Here is an 18316-nt window from a genome sequence, read left to right as displayed (position 1 = left end):
AGCGGATACGGCCGGTCAGAAGCCTTTCCGCGCCGTTCCCAATGTCGTGATTTCATCCGCATGCTGGCGGGCCGTTGCCCAGCGCCGCAGCGTCCTGGTTCCGGGAAACGGCCATTGCGTCAGCGGCGGTTGGCTGCTTCCCATCCTCTTCAACAGGTCGGACAGGAACACTGTGAGTTCCTCCCGTTGAGCCCGCACCTTGGCCAGCGTGCGGTTGCGAATCTCATCGCGGGGAATGGCGCGGTCGCGCAACGTCTCGACCGCGCGCCGGATCGCCGCCGGATCGGGCTCGGCGATGATGCAATAGTCCGGATCGAAAAAGACGTCCCGGCCGCCAAGACTGGGCGTGCTCACCACCGGCAACCCCGCCATCAGATATTCCATGCTGGAGCACATCGCCCCTTCCGCCGCCGACAGACAGAGCCCAACCGCGGCCTGGTTGTAGACGCGGTTGACCTCCTGCGGCGCCAGCCAGCCAGTCAGGCCATTGACGATCGGGTTGGCGATACGATGCAGCGGCGATTGCGCCTGCAAGCGACGGATGAAGGCACGGTCGCCGGCCCGCGGCAGCTCGCCGATCGAAAAGGTAATGTGGGCGAGCCTTTCGATATCGAAGGCGAGGTGGTGGCGCTTGGTGTGCGAAATGCGGCCGTTATAGACCGCATCAAACTCGACAGAAATGTCCGGCAGTGGTCGAAATATGTCCTCGCTGACCATCAGATTGTGGTTCGAGAAGATCGCGGTTCCTCCGGCAGCAGTGACCAGACGACGCTCCTCTTGCGTGTTGCAAAGAAAAATCAGTTCGTGAAGCGAGAAGCTCTCACGGTACCAGGCGAGATCCCTGCCAAGCTTCGCGACGACATGGGGCCGCTCAAGCGTCCAACTCGGCATCAGCAGGAACACGGCGCGGCGCGAGGCCAGGCGACGACCGATTGCCACCACTGAGTTGAGGGGGCGCTCGCCGCCGATCGGCGTGTAGATCAGCAGCGGATCGTGGCTGAGCACGTAAGCTGCAAGCCTAATGCCGCTATCCAGGTGGGACAACGGACCGCTGAGCGGCAGCGCGAAAGGAAGGCGCTTGGCTGCTACAAACTTAAGCCTGCCCAACCGTTGGCTGGCGTGCCGAGCTGTCATGAGCCAGAAGCGCTCGAGCGCCGAGTCGATCGGTCCCACCATCTCCTCGAACGTTTCGTGCCCGTCTTTGTCCATGACGTCCCCGCCATTATTGCCCAAGATGACAGATATTCGCGATCGCCGCGTCGGGCAATGCAGCTGAACAGCCGTTCCATGAAGACGGCTCGCGGTCTTCCCCTGCTTTTCGATGGCCTGGCATTAAACCCCGCCATCACATCTGCTAGCGTGCCGCGCCATGAACATGCACAGCCCAAACGAGCCCGACGCCGCCCCCGAGGCGATGACGCCGCCGCAGCCCGGCGTTGCCGCCGTCACGCCGATGATGGAGCAGTTCATCGAGATCAAGGCGGCTAACCCGGATTCGTTGCTGTTCTACCGCATGGGCGATTTCTACGAGCTGTTCTTCGACGATGCCGAGAAGGCGAGCCGGGCGCTGGGCATCGTGCTCACCAAACGCGGCAAGCATCAGGGCCACGACATTCCAATGTGCGGCGTGCCGGTGCATGCGGCCGACGACTATTTGCAGAAGCTGATCAGCCAGGGCTTCCGCGTTGCCGTCTGCGAGCAGATCGAGGATCCGGCCGAGGCCAAGAAGCGCGGCTCCAAATCGGTCGTGCGCCGCGACGTGGTGCGGCTGGTGACGCCGGGAACCATCACCGAGGACAAACTGCTGGCGCCGTCGGAATCGAGTTATCTGATGGCGTTGGGTCGGGTGAAGGGCGGCAGCGAGCACAGCTTTGCAATTGCCTGGATCGACATCTCGACTGGTGCTTTCCGCGTCGCCGAGACCACCGCCGACCGGCTGCTGGCCGACACCTTCCGTGTCGATCCGCGCGAACTCATCGTCGCCGAGCCGGTGTTCCATGATCCCGACCTGAAGCCGGTGTTCGACGTGCTCGGCCGTGTCGCCAGCCCACAGCCGCCGAGCCTGTTCGATTCGGCCTCGGCCACGGGGCGGATTGCGCGTTTCTTCGAGGTGGCGACACCGGACAGTTTCGGCACGTTTTCGCGCGCCGAATTGTCGGCGATCTCGGGCGCCATCGCCTACGTCGAGAAAACGCAAAAGGCCGAGCGGCCGCCGCTGTCGCGGCCCGAGCGCGAGGAGCAGGGTTCGACCCTGTTCATCGATCCGGCGACGCGCGGCAATCTCGAACTGTTGCGTACGCTGTCCGGCAGCCGCGAGGGTTCGCTGTTCAAGGCGATCGACCGCACGGTGACCGGTGGCGGCGCGAGGTTGCTCGCCGACCGGCTGATGGCGCCGCTGACCGACCCGGCGGCCATCGGCGCGCGGCTGGACTCCGTCTCGTTCTTCCGCTCCGAGGTCAGGCTTTGCCAGGCCGTGCGGATGAGCCTGAAGAGCGTCGCCGACATGCCGCGCGCCCTGTCCAGGCTGGCGCTCAACCGGGGCGGGCCACGCGATCTCGGCGCGCTTCGCGCTGGTTTCGAGGCGGCCGGTGCCATCGCCGGAACCTTTGCCGCGATCGCCCTGCCCCAGGAGTTGGCCGGCGCGATGGCCGCGATCAAGGCGCTGCCCAAGGCGCTTGCCCAACATCTCACCCAGGCGCTCGGCGACGAGCTGCCGCTGCTCAAACGCGACGGCGGCTTCGTTCGCGGCGGCTACCACCCGGACCTCGACGAGATGCGGGCGTTGCGCGACGAGTCGCGAAAAGTGATTGCCGGACTGGAGCGCTCGCTGATCGAGGAAACCGGCATCCGCTCCCTGAAGATCCGGCACAACAATGTGCTGGGTTACTACATCGAGGTGACGGCCAATCATCACGCCGTCATGACTGGCAGCGATGGCGCCAAGGCGCGCTTTATTCACCGCCAGACTATGGCCAACGCCATGCGTTTCACCACGACCGAACTCGCCGAGCTCGAGACCAAGATCGCCAATGCCGCCGACCGGGCACTGAGCATCGAACTGGCCGCCTTCGATGCGCTGACGGCGGAAGCGGTCGACGCGGCCGAGGCGATCCGCGCCGGCGCCGACGCGCTCGCCGTGCTCGACGTGTCGGCAGCGCTTGCGCTTCTGTCGGAAAGCGAGGCCTGGTGCCGGCCGGTGGTGGATTCCAGCCTTGCCTTCGAGATTTCAGGCGGGCGGCATCCGGTGGTCGAACAGGCGCTGCGCCGTTCGGGCGAAGGCCCATTCGTCGCCAACGATTGCGACCTCTCGCCGGAGGGCAATGCCAAGAACGGCGCGATCTGGCTGCTGACCGGCCCCAACATGGGTGGCAAGTCGACGTTCCTGCGGCAGAACGCGCTGATCGCGATCCTGGCCCAAACCGGCTCCTTCGTGCCGGCGACATCGGCCCATATCGGCGTCGTCGACCGGCTGTTCTCACGCGTCGGCGCCTCGGACGACCTGGCGCGCGGCCGCTCGACCTTCATGGTCGAGATGGTGGAGACGGCGGCGATCCTCAACCAGGCCGGCGAACGGGCGCTGGTGATCCTCGACGAGATCGGCCGCGGCACCGCCACCTTCGACGGGCTGTCGATTGCCTGGGCGGCGGTGGAGTATCTGCACGAGAAGAATCGCTGCCGGGCGATCTTCGCCACCCACTTCCACGAAATGACGTCGCTCGCCGGCAAGCTGGCGCGGCTTTCCAATGTCACCATGCGGGTCAAGGAGTGGGAGGGCGACGTCGTTTTCCTGCACGAGGTCGGCAAGGGTGCCGCCGACCGCTCCTACGGCGTCCAGGTAGCCCGCCTTGCGGGCCTGCCGGAAGCGGTGGTCGACCGCGCCAAGGCGGTGCTGCACCAATTGGAGGAAGGCGAGGTCTCCGGCAAGACCAACCGGCTGGTCGATGACCTGCCGCTGTTTTCGGTGGCGATGAAGCGGGAAGCGCCAAAGCTGGTGAAGAGCGACGCTGTGGGCGCGGCACTCGGTGAGATCAATCCCGACGAGATGACCCCCAAGGAAGCGCTGGAGGCGCTTTACCGGCTGAAGGGGCTGGCGGAGAAATAGTCAGATCATTTCCAGTCCGCGCTTGCGCGTCGGTGGGGGGAATGCACGGTCGAGATCGGCGAGGTCATCGGCCGTAAGCTTTATGTCGAGCGCCGCCACATTCTGGCGGACGTGCTCCTGGCTGCTGGCCTTGGGAATGGCGATAACGCCGTCCTGATGCATCACCCAGGCCAAGGCGATTTGCGCAGGGGTCGCATTGTGACGGGTGGCGATGGCCTCCAGCCTGGCATTGCGCGCCAACGCGCCCTGCTCGACCGGCGAATAGGCCATCAGAGGAATGCCGCGCTGGCGACTCCATGGTGCAAGGTCGAATTCGGGGCCGCGCCGCGACAGATTGTAGAGCACCTGATTGGTCTGGACATTGCCGCCCGAGCGCAAACCGGTGAGCTCTTCCATTTCATCGGTATCGAAATTGCTGACGCCCCAGTGGCGGATCTTGCCGGCCTTCTTCAGAGCCTCGAAAGCGTCGACGGTCTCGGCCAAAGGCACGCTGCCCCGCCAGTGCAGAAGATAAAGATCGATGCGGTCGGTGCGCAAGCGCTTCAGGCTTTTCTCGCAAGCCGCCGGCACGCCGGTGCGCGAAGCATTGGACGGCAGCACCTTGGAGACGAGAAAGAGTTCTTCGCGCCGGCCGGCGATGGCTTCGGCCACCACCTCCTCGGCGCCGCCGCTGGCATACATTTCGGCGGTGTCGATCAGCGTCATGCCGAGGTCCAGCCCAAGCTTCAAGGCATTGACCTCCCCGGCTCGACGGCGGGCATCCTCGCCCATTTTCCAGGTGCCCTGTCCCAGCACCTGGACGGCTTCGCCCGAAGGCAGCTTGGTGGTTCTTGTCGTCGTGGGCATGGGGGCTCCTGGGTAAGCGATCGAGGCGCATGGCATCACAAGCATACGGAGAAATCCAGGATGGAGCTCGGGTTCTCCGGTCGCCGCCGTTGATACCTTACTTCACCGGATGGGCAGCGAGCCAGTCCTGCATCTGCTTGATTTCGGCTTCCTGCGCGGCGATGACGTTTTCGGCGAGTTTGCGGATTTCCGGATCCTTGCCGTTGGCAAGCTCCACCTTGGCCATGTCGATCGCCCCCTGATGATGCGGGATCATGCCGCGGACGAAATCGACATCGGCGTTGCCGGTATATTGGGAGGCCATCATGTCGGTATGCATCTTGTCCATCGCCGCCTTGTAGCCCGCCGTGGAAGGGCTTTCCGCCCCCATGGCCATGGCACCCATGTCGTGCTTCATCTCCTCGCTCTGCGCCGGCACGCTTTCGAGGAAAACGGCAAGCAGCATTCCGGCGGCCATCAGCAGCAGCACGAGTTTTTTAGCCAAGGTCATTCATGGTCTCCTGTCGGTTGGGTTTCGTATCTGGGGGTTAATCTCAGAGTTTCAACGTTCTCAGGCGCAATGCGTTTGCGATCACCGAGACCGAGGACAGGCTCATCGCCGCCGCCGCCAGCATCGGCGACAGTAGCGTGCCGGTGAGCGGATAAAGCACGCCGGCCGCGACCGGCACACCAAGCACATTGTAGAGGAAGGCGAAGAACAGGTTCTGCCGGATATTACCGATGGTCGCCTGGGCCAGGGTTCGGGCGCGGACGATGCCGTTGAGGTCGCCCTTGACCAAGGTGATGCCGGCGCTTTCGACCGCGACATCGGCGCCCGTTCCCATGGCGATGCCGACATCGGCGGCGGCAAGCGCGGGCGCATCGTTGACGCCGTCGCCGGCCATGGCGACGGCGGCACCCTTGCCGCGCAGTTCCTCGACCAGCGCTGCCTTCTGTTCCGGCAACAGACCTGCCCGAACCTCGTCTATGCCGAGATGTCCAGCGATCGCCCTGGCCGTGCGCTCATTGTCGCCGGTCGCCATGATGATCCGCAGCCCGCTGCCATGCAGTGCCTTGATCGCCTCGGCCGTGGTCGCCTTGACCGGATCGGCGACGGCGACGATGCCGGCCAGCTTGCCGTCGACAGCGACGAACATCACCGTCTTGCCATCGCCCTGCAAGGCTTCCACGCTGGCCAGGACCCCGGAAACGTCGATGGCGAGATCGGCCATCATCGCGGTATTGCCGAGCGCGACCTTCTTGTCCGACACCGTGCCGGAAACGCCTTTGCCGGTAACCGCCTCGAAGCTGCCGGCCTCGGCGATCTTCACGCCGCGCTGGCCGGCTCCGTCGACGATGGCCTCGGCCAGCGGATGCTCCGACCCTTTTTCCAGGGTCGCGGCGCATCTCAGCAATTCGTCCTCGGAAAAGCCGCTGACAGCCACGACATCGGTCAATTTCGGCCGGCCCTCGGTCAGCGTGCCGGTCTTGTCGACGATCAGCGTGTCGACGGAGGCGAAGCGCTCGAGCGCGGCGGCTTCCTTGATCAGCACGCCGGCATGCGCGCCGCGCCCGGTGGCGGTCATGATGGACATCGGTGTGGCGAGACCCAGCGCACAGGGACAGGCGATGATCAGCACCGAAACCGCCGAGACGATGGCGAAGATCAGGCTGGGCTCGGGGCCGAAGATCGCCCAGGCGACGAATGCGGCGATCGCGACCAGGACGACGGTCGGGACAAAATAGAAGGAAACGCGGTCGGCCAGGCCTTGGATCGGGGCGCGCGAGCGCTGTGCCTTGGCGACGAGTTCGACGATGCGCGACAGCGTCGTCTCGGCGCCGATCCGTTCGGCGCGCATGATCAGCGAGCCATTTTTGTTGAGCGTGCCGCCGGTCAAGGCGTCGCCTTCGGCCTTCTCGACCGGCAAGGGCTCGCCCGTGATCATCGATTCATCGATGGAGGAGCGGCCTTCGAGCACCGTGCCGTCGACCGGGACGGCATCGCCGGGACGGATGCGCAGGCGATCGCCGGTCTTGACCTCGTCCAGCCCGACATCGATCTCGGCGCCGTCCTCGGCGACCCGCCGCGCGGTCTTCGGCGCGAGGTCGAGCAAAGCTCGGATCGCCGATCCGGTCTTCTCGCGGGCGCGCAGTTCCAGCACCTGGCCGAGGAAGACCAGCGCGACGATGACGGCGGCCGCCTCGAAATAAACCGGCACCGCACCGCCATGGCCGCGAAACTGATGCGGAAAGATGTCCGGGAAGAACGTGGCGACGACGCTGTAGAGATAGGCGGCGGCGACACCCAGCGAAATCAGCGTCCACATGTTGGGGCTGCGGTTGAGGATCGAGTCCCAGCCGCGATGGAAAAACGGGAAAGCGGCCCACAGCACCACCGGGCTCGCCAGGACCAGTTCGATCCAGACCTTCGCGCGATCCTCGACCAGGCCCTCAAGCGACAGGCCTATCATCGGCGCCATGGCGACGATCAGCAGCGGGACCGACAGCACCGCGCTCACCCAGAGGCGTCTGGTGAAGTCGACCAGTTCGGGATTCGGCCCTTCATCGCCCGTCGGCACGCCCATGGGCTCGAGCGCCATGCCGCAGATCGGGCAGGAGCCGGGCTTGTCGCGGATGATCTGCGGATGCATGGGGCAAGTGTATTGCGTGCCCTTGGGCATCGGCGCCGGCGCCGGCCTGTCGCCGAGATAGGTTTGCGGCGCTGCCTCGAACTTCGCCTTGCAGCCGGCGGAACAGAAATAGAAGCCCTGGCCTTCATGGCGGACGAAATACCTGGCGTCGGCGCGGTCGACGATCATGCCGCAGACAGGGTCGACGGCGGTCAGGTAGCGGTCCGGCTCGGCCTGGAACTTCGAATGGCAGCGCTCGCTGCAAAAATGATAGAGGCGGCCGCCATGCTCGAATGTCGGCTTGCCGGCGGGCGGCTCCACCGTCATGCCGCAGACCGGATCGCGCAGAACCGCATCCGAATCTCCGCCCGTGCCCTTTGCCGCGCAGCAGCCGCCATGAGCGCCATGCGTGTGATGATCGTGATCTGAATGCGTCATTTCTAATGCCTCAATGGACCTGCTTCGAGGCAGAGGTAGTGCTTCCAGTAACTGGAAGGTCAAGGGCTGTTTTGAATTCGGTTCTCCGAACCCAGCGGATTGACCAAATGGCGAAAACTGTACACAACCGCGCGCCCACACTAAAAAGCGCGCCGCTTCTAATATATCGTTCGCCGCCCATCGCGCTGGACCTTTGTCGACAATGAAGTGCCTGGTCATAAACCTAGATCGGTCCCCGGACCGACTTGCACACATAAGTGCAGAGTTCGCCCGGATCGGCGTCGCGTTCCAACGCGTTGCGGCGGTCGATGCACGTAGCCACCCTGAACTCGGGCAGCAACCGCAACATCCGATTTATGCGTCCCGGCGTTTGTTGGGCAGCGAAGTCGCCTGCCTGCACAGCCACCGCGTCTGCTGGACGATGCTGGCGCAGGACGAGGCTCGCTACGGCGCCATCTTCGAGGACGACGTGGTTTTTTCAGCAAAGGCCGGTCCGTTGCTTGCTGACGACGGCTGGATTCCGCCAGATGCCGACATTGTCAAATTGGAAACGTACTTCAAGAAGACCCTCATTCACCGACGAAGGATCGCCACCGGTCATGGTTTTTCCGCGTTCAGGCTCTACAAGAACCATCCGGGGACCGGGGGTTACATCATCTCCAGACAGGCCGCGCGCGATCTCCTCGAAGCGACCGAAACGATCAATATCACCGCCGACGATCTACTTTTCACCCCGGCGTTCGGAGTCTCGTCCAGCAAGACGATCTACCAGCTCGTCCCTGCGCTGTGTGTGCAGGACCAGTTCGTCAGCGACCGACTGCCAAGCCTGCTTGGGGAGGAGCGGGATGCCGCAAGAACCGGCAATGAGCTTGTCGCGAAACGCAGAAGGCCGGCGGCTGAAAGAATTATGAGCGAAGGCGGACGGACAGTGCGGTGGGTTCTCGGCTTCTGCAGAGGCCGGCGACACATCGTTGTCCCCTTCGAGACGACTGGGAAGCCGACTAATCTTGCCTGACGGCCGCCAAGTCCATATCCGGCGCCGCAGGAATGCGCTTGAGCTCCGCCCGAAGGCAAGCCCGACCGACATCTATGGCAGGAAGCTCCAAAGCCTGCCAAGATAAATATAGAGCTCCGCGTTGCTTCCACCTTGCCGTGTGGCGAGCGGACACAGAAATTGAATCCTGTTCTATCCAAAATATCGATAGTGATTCCAGCCAGGAGATGGTAAACATCCGTGTTTCCCTGTTTATTTACAAAAACCAAGTCCTTATCATAAATAAAAACTCTGGTTCCGCATGTGCTATAGAGCGCCATAAGAAAAAAGTTTTGTTAAAGAAATGAAGTGTCTGGTCATCAACCTCGATAGATCCCCCGACCGGCTCGCCCATATGACGGCGGAGTTTGCGCGCATCGGCCTCGGATTCGAGCGGGTTGCCGCAATCGATGCAAGGGACCGGCCAGACCTCGCGCTGCAGCGCCAGCATGCACGATATGCGGTGCGACGTCTGTCCGGCAGCGAGATCGCGTGCTTGCACAGCCATCGCGCCTGCTGGGCCATCATCGCGCAAGATGAAGCGCCCTACGGCGCCATCTTCGAGGACGACATGGTGTTTTCCGCGAAAGCCGGTACGTTGCTTGCCGATACGAGCTGGATTCCCGCCGACGCAGATGTCGTCAAGCTCGAGACATTCTTCCACACAACCGTGATCCAGCGGGAGAGGTTTCCCGTCGGCGGCGGGTTTTCCCTGTTCAGGCTCCGCAAGAACCATATAGGGACGGGCGGATACCTGCTCTCCCGGCAGATGGCACGCGCCCTTCTCGAGACAACCGCCGATGTCAATGTGGCGGTGGACAATCTCATCTTCGATCCCACATTCGCGATCTCGACCGGCAAGACGATCTACCAGCTTGTTCCGGCGCTCTGTGCGCAGGACCAGTTCGTGGGCAACAGGTTACCGAGCCTGCTCGAACAGGGTCGGGAGGCCGAGTGGGTCGCGAGCGGGCTCGCCAATGGACACAGGATACGGGCACTCGCGCGTATCCGCAGGGAGGCCAGCCGGGCAGCGCGGCAGATCACCGATCTCTGCAGGCTACGGCGGCAGATTGTCGTCCCGCTCGCTCCAGTCGAGGCAAACGACTAGAGCGTTTGCGGGATTGACAGCAGGCCCATACCCAGCGCCGCGAAAACACGCTATAGACGCCGCCCAAAAGGCAAGGCCAACCGATATCTATGGCGAAAATCTCCCTGAAGCTCGATGAACTGATCGACGGCGAAGCCTTGCGCCGCGAGATGACCGCGCTGACCACGGCCAGCGCCGGCGACGGTTCCAGCAAGGCCATCCGCTCGGCCGTCCTTCAGCTTCTCAAGGGGCGTCTCGCCGAGGGCCGCAAGACAGCCGAGGCCATGCTGAGACAAGATGGCGGCGGCAATGCCTGCGCCGAACGGCTGTCGCACCTGATGGACGAGCTGATCCGCTCGCTCTACGATTTTGCCGCAACCCATGTCTACCGGGTGAAGAACCGATCCTCGGCCGAACGCATGGCGGTCGTTGCCGTCGGCGGCTATGGCCGCGGCACGCTGGCGCCGGGATCCGACATCGACCTTCTGTTCCTGCTGCCTTACAAGCAGACGCCGTGGGGCGAACAGACGGTCGAATATATGCTCTACATGCTGTGGGACATGGGGCTGAAGGTCGGCCATGCCACCCGCAACATCGATGAGTGCCTCAGGCTGTCGCGCACCGACATCACCATCCGCACCTCGATCCTGGAAGCCCGTTTCCTGTGGGGCGAACGCAAGCTCTATGACGAGTTGATGCTGCGCTTCGACCATGAGGTGGTGCGCACGACCGGCCCGGAATATGTGCAGGCCAAGCTTGCCGAACGCGACGAGCGCCATGCCAAGGCCGGCGAAAGCCGCTATCTGGTCGAGCCCAACGTCAAGGACGGCAAGGGCGGCCTGCGCGACCTGCAGACGCTGTTCTGGATCGGCAAATATTTTTACCGGGTGCGCACCGGCGAGGAACTGGTCGAAAAAGGCGTCTTCACCGAAGCCGAGTACCGCGAGTTCCAGAAGGCCGAGGATTTCCTGTGGGCGGTGCGCTGCCACATGCACTTCCTCACCGGCAAGGCCGAGGAGCGGCTGCATTTCGACATTCAGCGCGAGATCGCCGAACGGCTCGGCTATACGACCCATCCCGGCCTGTCGGCGGTCGAACGCTTCATGAAGCACTATTTCCTCGTCGCCAAGGATGTCGGCGACCTGACCCGCATCTTCTGCGCCGCGCTGGAGGAGGAGCAGGCCAAGCATGTTCCCGGCTTCAACCGCATCTTCCTCACCTTCCAGCGCCGCAAGCGCAAGCTTGCCGGCACGTCGGACTTCATCGTCGACAACCATCGCATCAACATCGCCGACGACGGCGTCTTCGAGCGCGACCCGGTCAATCTTCTCAGGCTGTTCTGGTTTGCCGACAAGCACGGGCTGGAATTCCATCCCGATGCGCTGAAACTCCTCACCCGTTCGCTCGGCCTGGTCAACAAGTCGCTCAGGCGCGACGAGGAAGCCAACCGGCTGTTCCTCGACATATTGACCTCGGATCGCAACGCCGAGCTCAACCTGCGGCGGATGAACGAGGCGGGATTGCTGGGCCGGCTGATCCCCGATTTCGGCAAGATCGTCGCCATGATGCAGTTCTCGATGTACCACCACTACACGGTCGACGAGCACCTGATCCGCTGCATCGGCGTGCTGGCCGAGATCGAGCGCGGCGACGGCGAGAAGGTGCATCCGCTGTCGCATGCGCTGATGCCCGGGCTGAAGAAAAGCCGCGAGGCGCTCTATGTCGCCGTCCTGCTGCACGACATCGCCAAGGGCAGACCAGAGGACCATTCCGAGGCCGGCGCCAGGATCGCAAGGCGGATCTGCCCGCATATGGGGCTTTCGCCGGCCGATACGGAAACTGTCGCCTGGCTGGTCGAGAACCACCTCGTCATGTCTATGACGGCGCAGACCCGCGACCTCAACGACCGCAAGACGATCGAGGACTTCGCCTCGATCGTGCAATCGGTCGAGCGGTTGAAGATGCTGTTGATCCTCACCGTTTGCGACATCAGGGGCGTCGGACCGGGCGTGTGGAACGGCTGGAAGGGCCAGTTGCTGCGTACGCTCTACTACGAAACCGAACTGCTGCTGACCGGCGGCTTTTCGGAAGTCTCGCGCGCCCAACGCACGGCGGCGGCGCGCGAACGCCTGGCCGAGGCGCTCGCCGACTGGCCCGACAAGGCGCGCAAGCGCTATGTCGGGCTGCATTATGAAAACTACCTCCTGACCGTGGACCTGCCGGACCAGCTTCGCCACGCCGAGTTCATCCGTGAGGCGGACGCGGCGGGCAACAAGCTCGCCACCATGGTCAAGACCCACCAATTCGAGGCGGTGACCGAAATCACCGTGCTGGCGCAGGACCACCCCCGTCTTCTCTCGGTCATCGCCGGGGCATGCGCCGGCGCCGGCGGCAACATCGTCGACGCGCAGATCTTCACCACGTCGGACGGCCGCGCGCTGGACACGATCCTGATCTCGAGGGAATTCGACCGCGACGAGGACGAACGCCGGCGCGCCGAGCGTGTCGGCCGGCTGATTGAGGACGTGCTGTCGGGCAAGAGCTGGCTGCCGGAGATGATCGAGAAACGCACCAAGCCAAGGCGCGGATCCAAGGTCTTCAAGATCCCGCCACGCGCCGAAATCCGCAACGCGCTATCGAACCGGTTTTCGGTGATCGAGGTCGAGGGGCTCGACCGCCCCGGCCTGCTGTCGGAAATCACCGGAACACTGTCCGACCTGTCGCTCGACATCGCATCGGCGCATATCACCACCTTCGGCGAGAAGGTCATCGACACTTTCTATGTCACCGACCTGACCGGCCAGAAGATCGACAACCCGGCCCGCATCGCCACCATCCGCAACCGGCTGATTGCGACGCTCGAGGGTGTAGCGCTCGAACGCGGCGGCAAGGCCAAGGCAGCCGCCGAGTGACGGCAATCATCCCCTTCTTCCGATCCCACAAGCAGTTTGCGAACGCATGAGTCTCGTCAAGAAATTCGCTACCGTCGCGTCCGGCACGCTGATGAGCCGTGCGCTCGGTTTCGGCCGCGAGATGCTGATGGCGGCCGCACTCGGCACCGGACCGGTCGCGGACGCCTTCAATGCCGCCTTCCAGTTCCCCAACACCTTTCGCCGGCTGTTCGCCGAGGGCGCGTTCAATGCCGCCTTCGTGCCGCTGTTCGCCAAGGAGATCGAGACGCACGGCACCGATGGCGCCAAGCGTTTTTCCGAAGAGGTGTTCGGGGTGCTGTTCACCGCGCTCCTGGCGCTGACCATCGCTATGGAACTGGCGATGCCGCTGATCGTGCGCTACCTGGTGGCGCCGGGCTTTGCCGACACGCCGGGCAAGTTCGAGACGACCGTCACGCTTGCGACGATTATGTTCCCTTATCTGATCTGCATGTCCCTCGCCGCCATGATGGCGGGCATGCTGAACTCCTTGCGGCGCTATTTCGCCGCGGCAATCGCGCCGGCGTTCCTCAACATCATCCTCATCAGCGTGCTTGGCTATGCCTGGTACCACGGACTGGATGCACACGCTGTCGGCTTCGGCCTGTCCTGGGGCGTGCTGGCGGCCGGCGTCGTGCAGCTCGCCATCGTCTGGGTGGCGGTGCGCAATGCGGGCATCTCGATCGGCTTCCGCCGGCCTCGGATGACGCCGAACGTGAAGCGGCTCCTGATCCTGGCGCTGCCGGCGGCGATCACCGGTGGCATCACCCAGATCAACCAGCTGATCGGAACGGCCATCGCCTCGGCGCAGGACAGTGCCGTGTCCTCGCTGGCTTATGCCGACCGCGTCTACCAGTTGCCGCTCGGTGTCGTCGGCGTCGCGGTGGCGATCGTGCTGTTGCCCGAACTGTCGCGGGCGCTGAAGTCAGGCAATCTGATCGAGGCAGCCAATCTGCAGAACCGCTCCGTCGAATTCACCCTGTTCATGACCTTGCCGGCGGCGGCGGCGCTCTGGGTGATGGCGGAGCCGATCGTGCGGCTGGTCTATGAGCGCGGCGCGTTCGCCGCCAACCATTCGACACCTGTCGTGGCGGCGATCCTGGCGATCTTCGGTCTCGGCCTGCCGGCCTTCGTGCTGATCAAGGCCTTCACCCCAGGCTATTTCGCCCGCGAGGATACGCGCACGCCGATGATCTTCGCCGCAATCTCCGTGGCGGTGAACGTCGCCACCGCGCTGACGCTGTTCCCGAGGATGGGTGCACCCGGCATCGCCGTGGCCTCCGCCGTCGCCGGCTGGGTCAACGCGCTGATGCTGCTTGCCGTGCTGATCCGGCGCGGCCATTGGGGCCGCGACGTGCCGCTGTTGAGGCGCATCCCACGGCTGGTGCTGTCGGCGGTGGTCATGGGTGTCGCCCTCTATTTCGCCGAACATTTGTTGGCCACAAGGATCGGCCCCGGCTCGCCGCTGGTCGTCAAGGCGACGACGGTGCTGGCACTGGTGGCCGGCGGGGCGCTGCTCTATTTCGTCACCGCTTTCGCCACCGGCGGCGCCGATTTCGGCATGATCCGGCGCAATGTGGGGCGCCGGAGGACAGAAGCCGGCCCGTCCGTGGCAAAATCAGAACTCGACGAATAGATCGGCCGAGCATCCCGCTTGGCCGGTCTTGATCCCGCCCGCGCTCTCGTCCATAAGCGCGCCGTCGCAGACTTTCGCCGCGCGCGGTTTCCAGCCGCATGATTGGCTCCGAAAAGTCCGCAACTTTTCGGAATCACGCTTATACGGCCCTCCACAAGCCATGAGGAAAACCATGTCCGCCTTCAAGCCACTCGTCTTCTCCGGTGTTCAGCCGACCGGCAATCTGCATCTCGGCAACTATCTCGGCGCTATCAAGAAATTCGTCGCCCTGCAGGATACGTCCGACTGCATCTATTGCGTTGTCGACCTGCATTCGCTGACCGCCCAGCTTGTCCATGACGACCTTGCCGACCAGACGCGGTCGATCACCGCGGCGTTCCTCGCCTCCGGCATCGACCCGAAGAAGCACATCGTCTTCAACCAGTCGCGGGTGATGCAGCACGCGGAGCTCGCCTGGATCTTCAATTGCGTGGCGCGCATAGGCTGGATGAACAAGATGACGCAGTTCAAGGACAAGGCCGGCAAGGACCGCGAGAACGCCTCGCTGGGCCTGCTTGCCTATCCCTCGCTGATGGCGGCCGACATCCTGCTTTATCGCGCCACCCATGTGCCGGTGGGCGAGGACCAGAAGCAGCACCTGGAACTGACACGCGACATCGCGCAGAAATTCAACAACGATTTCTCCGACCGCATCGCCGGTCTTGGCGTCGGCGTCGAGATGAGGATAGGCGAGGAGATGGTGAACGGCTATTTCCCGTTGACCGAGCCGGTCATCGGCGGGCCGGCAGCGCGCATCATGTCGCTGCGTGACGGCTCCAAGAAGATGTCGAAGTCGGACCCGTCGGACCTGTCGCGCATCAACCTGACCGACGATGCCGACGCCATCTCGAAGAAGATCCGGAAGGCCAAGACCGACCCGGAGGCCTTGCCGAGCGAGGTCGACGGGCTGGAAAGCCGGCCCGAGGCGGAGAACCTGGTCGGCATCTATGCCGGTCTCGCCGAGATGTCGAAGGCCGATGTGCTCAAGGAATTCGGCGGCCAGCAGTTCTCTGTGTTCAAGCCGGCGCTGGCCGATCTCGCGGTGGAGAGGCTGGCGCCGATCGCCACCGAGATGCGCCGCATCCAGGGCGACCGCGCCTATGTCGACGCCGTGCTGCGGGATGGCGGCGAACGCGCCGGCGTACTCGCCGAAACGACGATGAAGACGGTGCGCGACATTATCGGGCTGCTGCAGGGCTGATCGCGGCGCACAACACTCGCACAAAGCCGGCGGCTTGCCGCCGGTCAGCGGCGGTGGCAGATTGCGGCCGAAAAGACACCGAGTAGATAGACATGGTCTCCAAACGCCTCAGCCGCGAAGCCGGTCACCGCAGGAAATTCCTGACGATCATCGACGACACGCCGGAATGCGAGCGCGCCGTCGCCTACGCCTCCAAGCGGGCGCAGAGCACCAGCGGCACGCTGGTGCTGCTCTATGTCATCGTACCGGACGACTTCCAGCACTGGCTGGGCGTCGAGAAGATCATGCGCGAGGAGGCGAACGCCACGGCGCGCGCCGCACTGGACGGCTACGCCAACAAGGTGCGGCAGAAGCTCGGCATCGAACCGGAGATGGTGGTGCGTGAGGGCAAGCCGACGGAAGAGATCCACAAGCTGATCGAGGAAGACCAGGACATCGCCATCCTCGTGCTGGCGGCCGGCGCCGGCAAGGAAGGTCCGGGACCGCTGGTCGGTGCCGTGGCAGGCAAAGGTGCTGCCTTTCCGATCCCGGTGACCGTGGTGCCGCAGAATTTGTCGGATGAGGAGATCGACAGCCTCGCCTGAAGTGTATCGACATTCGGGTGATGCCGGCCTGCAAATGGCGGCTTCCTGCGCTTCCGGTGCTCACGTGCTTAAGTACGCTCCGCTCCGGTTCTCGGAAACCATCATTTTCGATTCGGCCTGACCCGAATCTCGACACACTTCACAGTGCTTGGCATGAGTCGCAAAAACATTCCGCCAGCCAGCCGTTCCGGCGATGCGTTTCGCTTGAATGTCCAGCCGATAGAGCCTATTTAGAACTATTCCAAACTAGTTGCCCAAAACGGGCATGGAGACGGCCATGTTCATCCAGACCGAGTCGACGCCCAATCCGGCGACGCTGAAATTCCTGCCCGGCAAGGAAGTGCTCCTAGAAGGCACCGCCGATTTCCGCGATGCCGACAGTGCGGCCATTGCCTCGCCGCTGGCTGGGCGGCTGTTCGAAATTCCCGGCGTCACCGGCGTGTTCTTCGGCTACGATTTCATCACCGTGTCCAAGGACGGCCCGGACTGGCAGCATCTGAAGCCGGCGATCCTCGGTGCGATCATGGAGCATTTCATGTCCGGTGCGCCTGTCATGGCCAAGGCCGGCCCCGCCGCCGAGACCAGCCAGACCGGCGAATTCTACGACAAGGCCGACGAGGAACTCGTCATCACCATCAAGGAGCTGCTCGACACGCGGGTGCGCCCGGCGGTGGCGCAGGACGGCGGCGACATCACCTTCCGCGGCTTCGAGAACGGCACCGTGTTCCTGCACATGAAAGGCGCCTGCGCCGGTTGCCCGTCTTCGACGGCGACGCTGAAGCACGGCATCCAGAACCTGCTTCGCCATTTCGTGCCGGAAGTGCAGCAGGTCGAGCAGGTCTCTTAGACGGCAATTTCCTACCCACGGACAACAAAAAACCGGGCCGAATTGCCCGGTTTTCTGTTTGGGACGTCCGTTGTTGCCTAGACGGTCCGCGTATGAAAGGCGACTTCCAGTTTAACCACGATCTGCCGGAAAAGCGGACAGGCTTTCCGGGATCATGGTCTAAAGAACGATGACCTTGGCGCCGACCTCGGCGCGATTGTAGAGGTCGATGACGTCCTGGTTCATCAGCCGGATGCAGCCCGACGACATGGCCTTGCCGATCGAGTTCCATTCCGGGCTGCCGTGCAGGCGGTAGCCCATGTCACCGCCCTTGTTGAACAGGTACATGGCGCGCGCGCCGAGCGGGTTCTTCAGGCCCGGATCCATGCCGCCGGCGAACTTGGCGAGTTCGGGCTGGCGCTTGATCATCTGCGAAGGCGGCGTCCAGGTCGGCCATTCGCGCTTGATGGCGATATGGGCGGTGCCGTGCCATTCGAAGCCCTCGCGGCCGACGCCGATACCGTAGCGGATTGCCCGGCCATCGCCCTCGACGAAGTACAGGAACTTGTTCTGCGTATCGACGATGATGGTGCCGGGCTTTTCCTTGGAGTCGTAACTCACTTCCTGGCGATGGTACTTCGAGGGGACCTTCTCGATCGGGATACGTGGCAGCTGGTAACCGGCATCGGTCACCGCGCCATAGTCGTTGGAGAACATCTGCCCGCCGATGGTGCTGCAACCGGCAATAGCAGTCGACAGCGCCAATGCGGCGATTATTGCAAGCGACTTCATGCGCATGTGGTGATCCGGTGCCCCGCCCAAACTAGAGCGGCACGAGTCGGCCGCTTTCTCGCCATCATTCATGCTGGCATTTGCTTTGCTTGCCAAGCACACGATGCCTATATGCGGGGACTTACGTGCTGGTATGCGTATCACTATGGCATTTCGGCAACATACTTCACCGGATTGTGAAGGAAATTCAATG

General features: G+C 63.5%; 13 protein-coding genes. 8 read left to right on the top strand and 5 right to left on the bottom strand.

The window, feature by feature from the left end; genetic code table 11:
• Positions 1-15: 15 nt before the first annotated feature.
• A complete protein-coding gene (locus FJ954_RS04345) occupies positions 16-1233 on the bottom strand; it encodes a glycosyltransferase (protein ID WP_246681018.1) in 1218 nt (405 codons plus the stop codon).
• A gap of 136 nt (positions 1234-1369) precedes the next feature.
• Here FJ954_RS04345 and mutS point away from each other — a divergent pair, with 136 nt between their 5' ends.
• Entirely contained in the window at positions 1370-4102 is a 2733-nt protein-coding gene (gene mutS / locus FJ954_RS04340) for a DNA mismatch repair protein MutS (RefSeq protein WP_140660541.1), read from the top strand.
• Here the strand turns inward: mutS and FJ954_RS04335 are convergent, their stop codons facing one another.
• The 3 genes from FJ954_RS04335 to FJ954_RS04325 all read right to left on the bottom strand — a co-directional run bounded on the left by FJ954_RS04335 (position 4103) and on the right by FJ954_RS04325 (position 7995).
• Positions 4103-4948: an aldo/keto reductase gene (locus FJ954_RS04335; RefSeq protein ID WP_140660540.1), complete on the bottom strand. Its 846-nt coding sequence runs from the start codon at positions 4946-4948 to the stop codon at positions 4103-4105.
• 97 nt (positions 4949-5045) lie between these two features.
• Entirely contained in the window at positions 5046-5438 is a 393-nt protein-coding gene (locus tag FJ954_RS04330) for a DUF305 domain-containing protein (protein WP_140614900.1), read from the bottom strand.
• Between the two features lie 43 nt (positions 5439-5481).
• Positions 5482-7995 (bottom strand): heavy metal translocating P-type ATPase, encoded by a 2514-nt coding sequence (locus FJ954_RS04325; protein WP_140660539.1) that lies wholly within the window; start codon positions 7993-7995, stop codon positions 5482-5484.
• Between the two features lie 202 nt (positions 7996-8197).
• Here FJ954_RS04325 and FJ954_RS04320 point away from each other — a divergent pair, with 202 nt between their 5' ends.
• From FJ954_RS04320 to FJ954_RS04290, 7 genes are all read left to right on the top strand, one after another.
• Positions 8198-9010, top strand: coding sequence for a glycosyltransferase family 25 protein (locus tag FJ954_RS04320; protein ID WP_140660538.1), 813 nt, complete (start codon positions 8198-8200; stop codon positions 9008-9010).
• 322 nt (positions 9011-9332) lie between these two features.
• Positions 9333-10136 (top strand): glycosyltransferase family 25 protein, encoded by an 804-nt coding sequence (locus FJ954_RS04315; protein ID WP_140660537.1) that lies wholly within the window; start codon positions 9333-9335, stop codon positions 10134-10136.
• A gap of 89 nt (positions 10137-10225) precedes the next feature.
• Complete coding sequence (locus tag FJ954_RS04310) at positions 10226-13027, top strand: [protein-PII] uridylyltransferase (RefSeq protein WP_140660536.1); 2802 nt, start codon at positions 10226-10228, stop codon at positions 13025-13027.
• Between the two features lie 46 nt (positions 13028-13073).
• Positions 13074-14681: a murein biosynthesis integral membrane protein MurJ gene (gene murJ / locus FJ954_RS04305; protein ID WP_140614904.1), complete on the top strand. Its 1608-nt coding sequence runs from the start codon at positions 13074-13076 to the stop codon at positions 14679-14681.
• Positions 14682-14853: 172 nt separating this feature from the next.
• Positions 14854-15921: a tryptophan--tRNA ligase gene (gene trpS, locus FJ954_RS04300; RefSeq protein WP_140660535.1), complete on the top strand. Its 1068-nt coding sequence runs from the start codon at positions 14854-14856 to the stop codon at positions 15919-15921.
• Between the two features lie 92 nt (positions 15922-16013).
• Entirely contained in the window at positions 16014-16505 is a 492-nt protein-coding gene (locus FJ954_RS04295; RefSeq protein ID WP_010913128.1) for a universal stress protein, read from the top strand.
• 277 nt (positions 16506-16782) lie between these two features.
• Positions 16783-17352, top strand: coding sequence for a NifU family protein (locus FJ954_RS04290; RefSeq protein ID WP_015314175.1), 570 nt, complete (start codon positions 16783-16785; stop codon positions 17350-17352).
• 159 nt (positions 17353-17511) lie between these two features.
• On the opposite strand, the gene FJ954_RS04285 is transcribed toward FJ954_RS04290, so the two are convergent.
• Complete coding sequence (locus FJ954_RS04285; protein ID WP_015314176.1) at positions 17512-18129, bottom strand: L,D-transpeptidase; 618 nt, start codon at positions 18127-18129, stop codon at positions 17512-17514.
• Positions 18130-18316 lie beyond the last annotated feature (187 nt).

Origin of the sequence: Mesorhizobium sp. B2-3-15 (assembly GCF_006442875.1) — a bacterium.
Classification (GTDB): Bacteria; Pseudomonadota; Alphaproteobacteria; order Rhizobiales; family Rhizobiaceae; genus Mesorhizobium; species Mesorhizobium australicum.
The sequence above is the reverse complement of the archived record's forward strand: the minus strand, read 5'-3'. Positions and strand labels throughout refer to the sequence as shown.

Excerpts from the sequence above, each read along its gene's own strand:
- mutS (WP_140660541.1), top strand. The coding sequence starts at position 1,370 with ATGAACATGCACAGCCCAAACGAGCCCGACGCCGCCCCCGAGGCGATG.
- FJ954_RS04335 (WP_140660540.1), bottom strand. The coding sequence starts at position 4,948 with ATGCCCACGACGACAAGAACCACCAAGCTGCCTTCGGGCGAAGCCGTC.
- FJ954_RS04330 (WP_140614900.1), bottom strand. The coding sequence starts at position 5,438 with ATGACCTTGGCTAAAAAACTCGTGCTGCTGCTGATGGCCGCCGGAATG.
- FJ954_RS04325 (WP_140660539.1), bottom strand. The coding sequence starts at position 7,995 with ATGACGCATTCAGATCACGATCATCACACGCATGGCGCTCATGGCGGC.
- FJ954_RS04320 (WP_140660538.1), top strand. The coding sequence starts at position 8,198 with ATGAAGTGCCTGGTCATAAACCTAGATCGGTCCCCGGACCGACTTGCA.
- FJ954_RS04315 (WP_140660537.1), top strand. The coding sequence starts at position 9,333 with ATGAAGTGTCTGGTCATCAACCTCGATAGATCCCCCGACCGGCTCGCC.
- FJ954_RS04310 (WP_140660536.1), top strand. The coding sequence starts at position 10,226 with ATGGCGAAAATCTCCCTGAAGCTCGATGAACTGATCGACGGCGAAGCC.
- murJ (WP_140614904.1), top strand. The coding sequence starts at position 13,074 with ATGAGTCTCGTCAAGAAATTCGCTACCGTCGCGTCCGGCACGCTGATG.
- trpS (WP_140660535.1), top strand. The coding sequence starts at position 14,854 with ATGTCCGCCTTCAAGCCACTCGTCTTCTCCGGTGTTCAGCCGACCGGC.
- FJ954_RS04295 (WP_010913128.1), top strand. The coding sequence starts at position 16,014 with ATGGTCTCCAAACGCCTCAGCCGCGAAGCCGGTCACCGCAGGAAATTC.
- FJ954_RS04290 (WP_015314175.1), top strand. The coding sequence starts at position 16,783 with ATGTTCATCCAGACCGAGTCGACGCCCAATCCGGCGACGCTGAAATTC.
- FJ954_RS04285 (WP_015314176.1), bottom strand. The coding sequence starts at position 18,129 with ATGCGCATGAAGTCGCTTGCAATAATCGCCGCATTGGCGCTGTCGACT.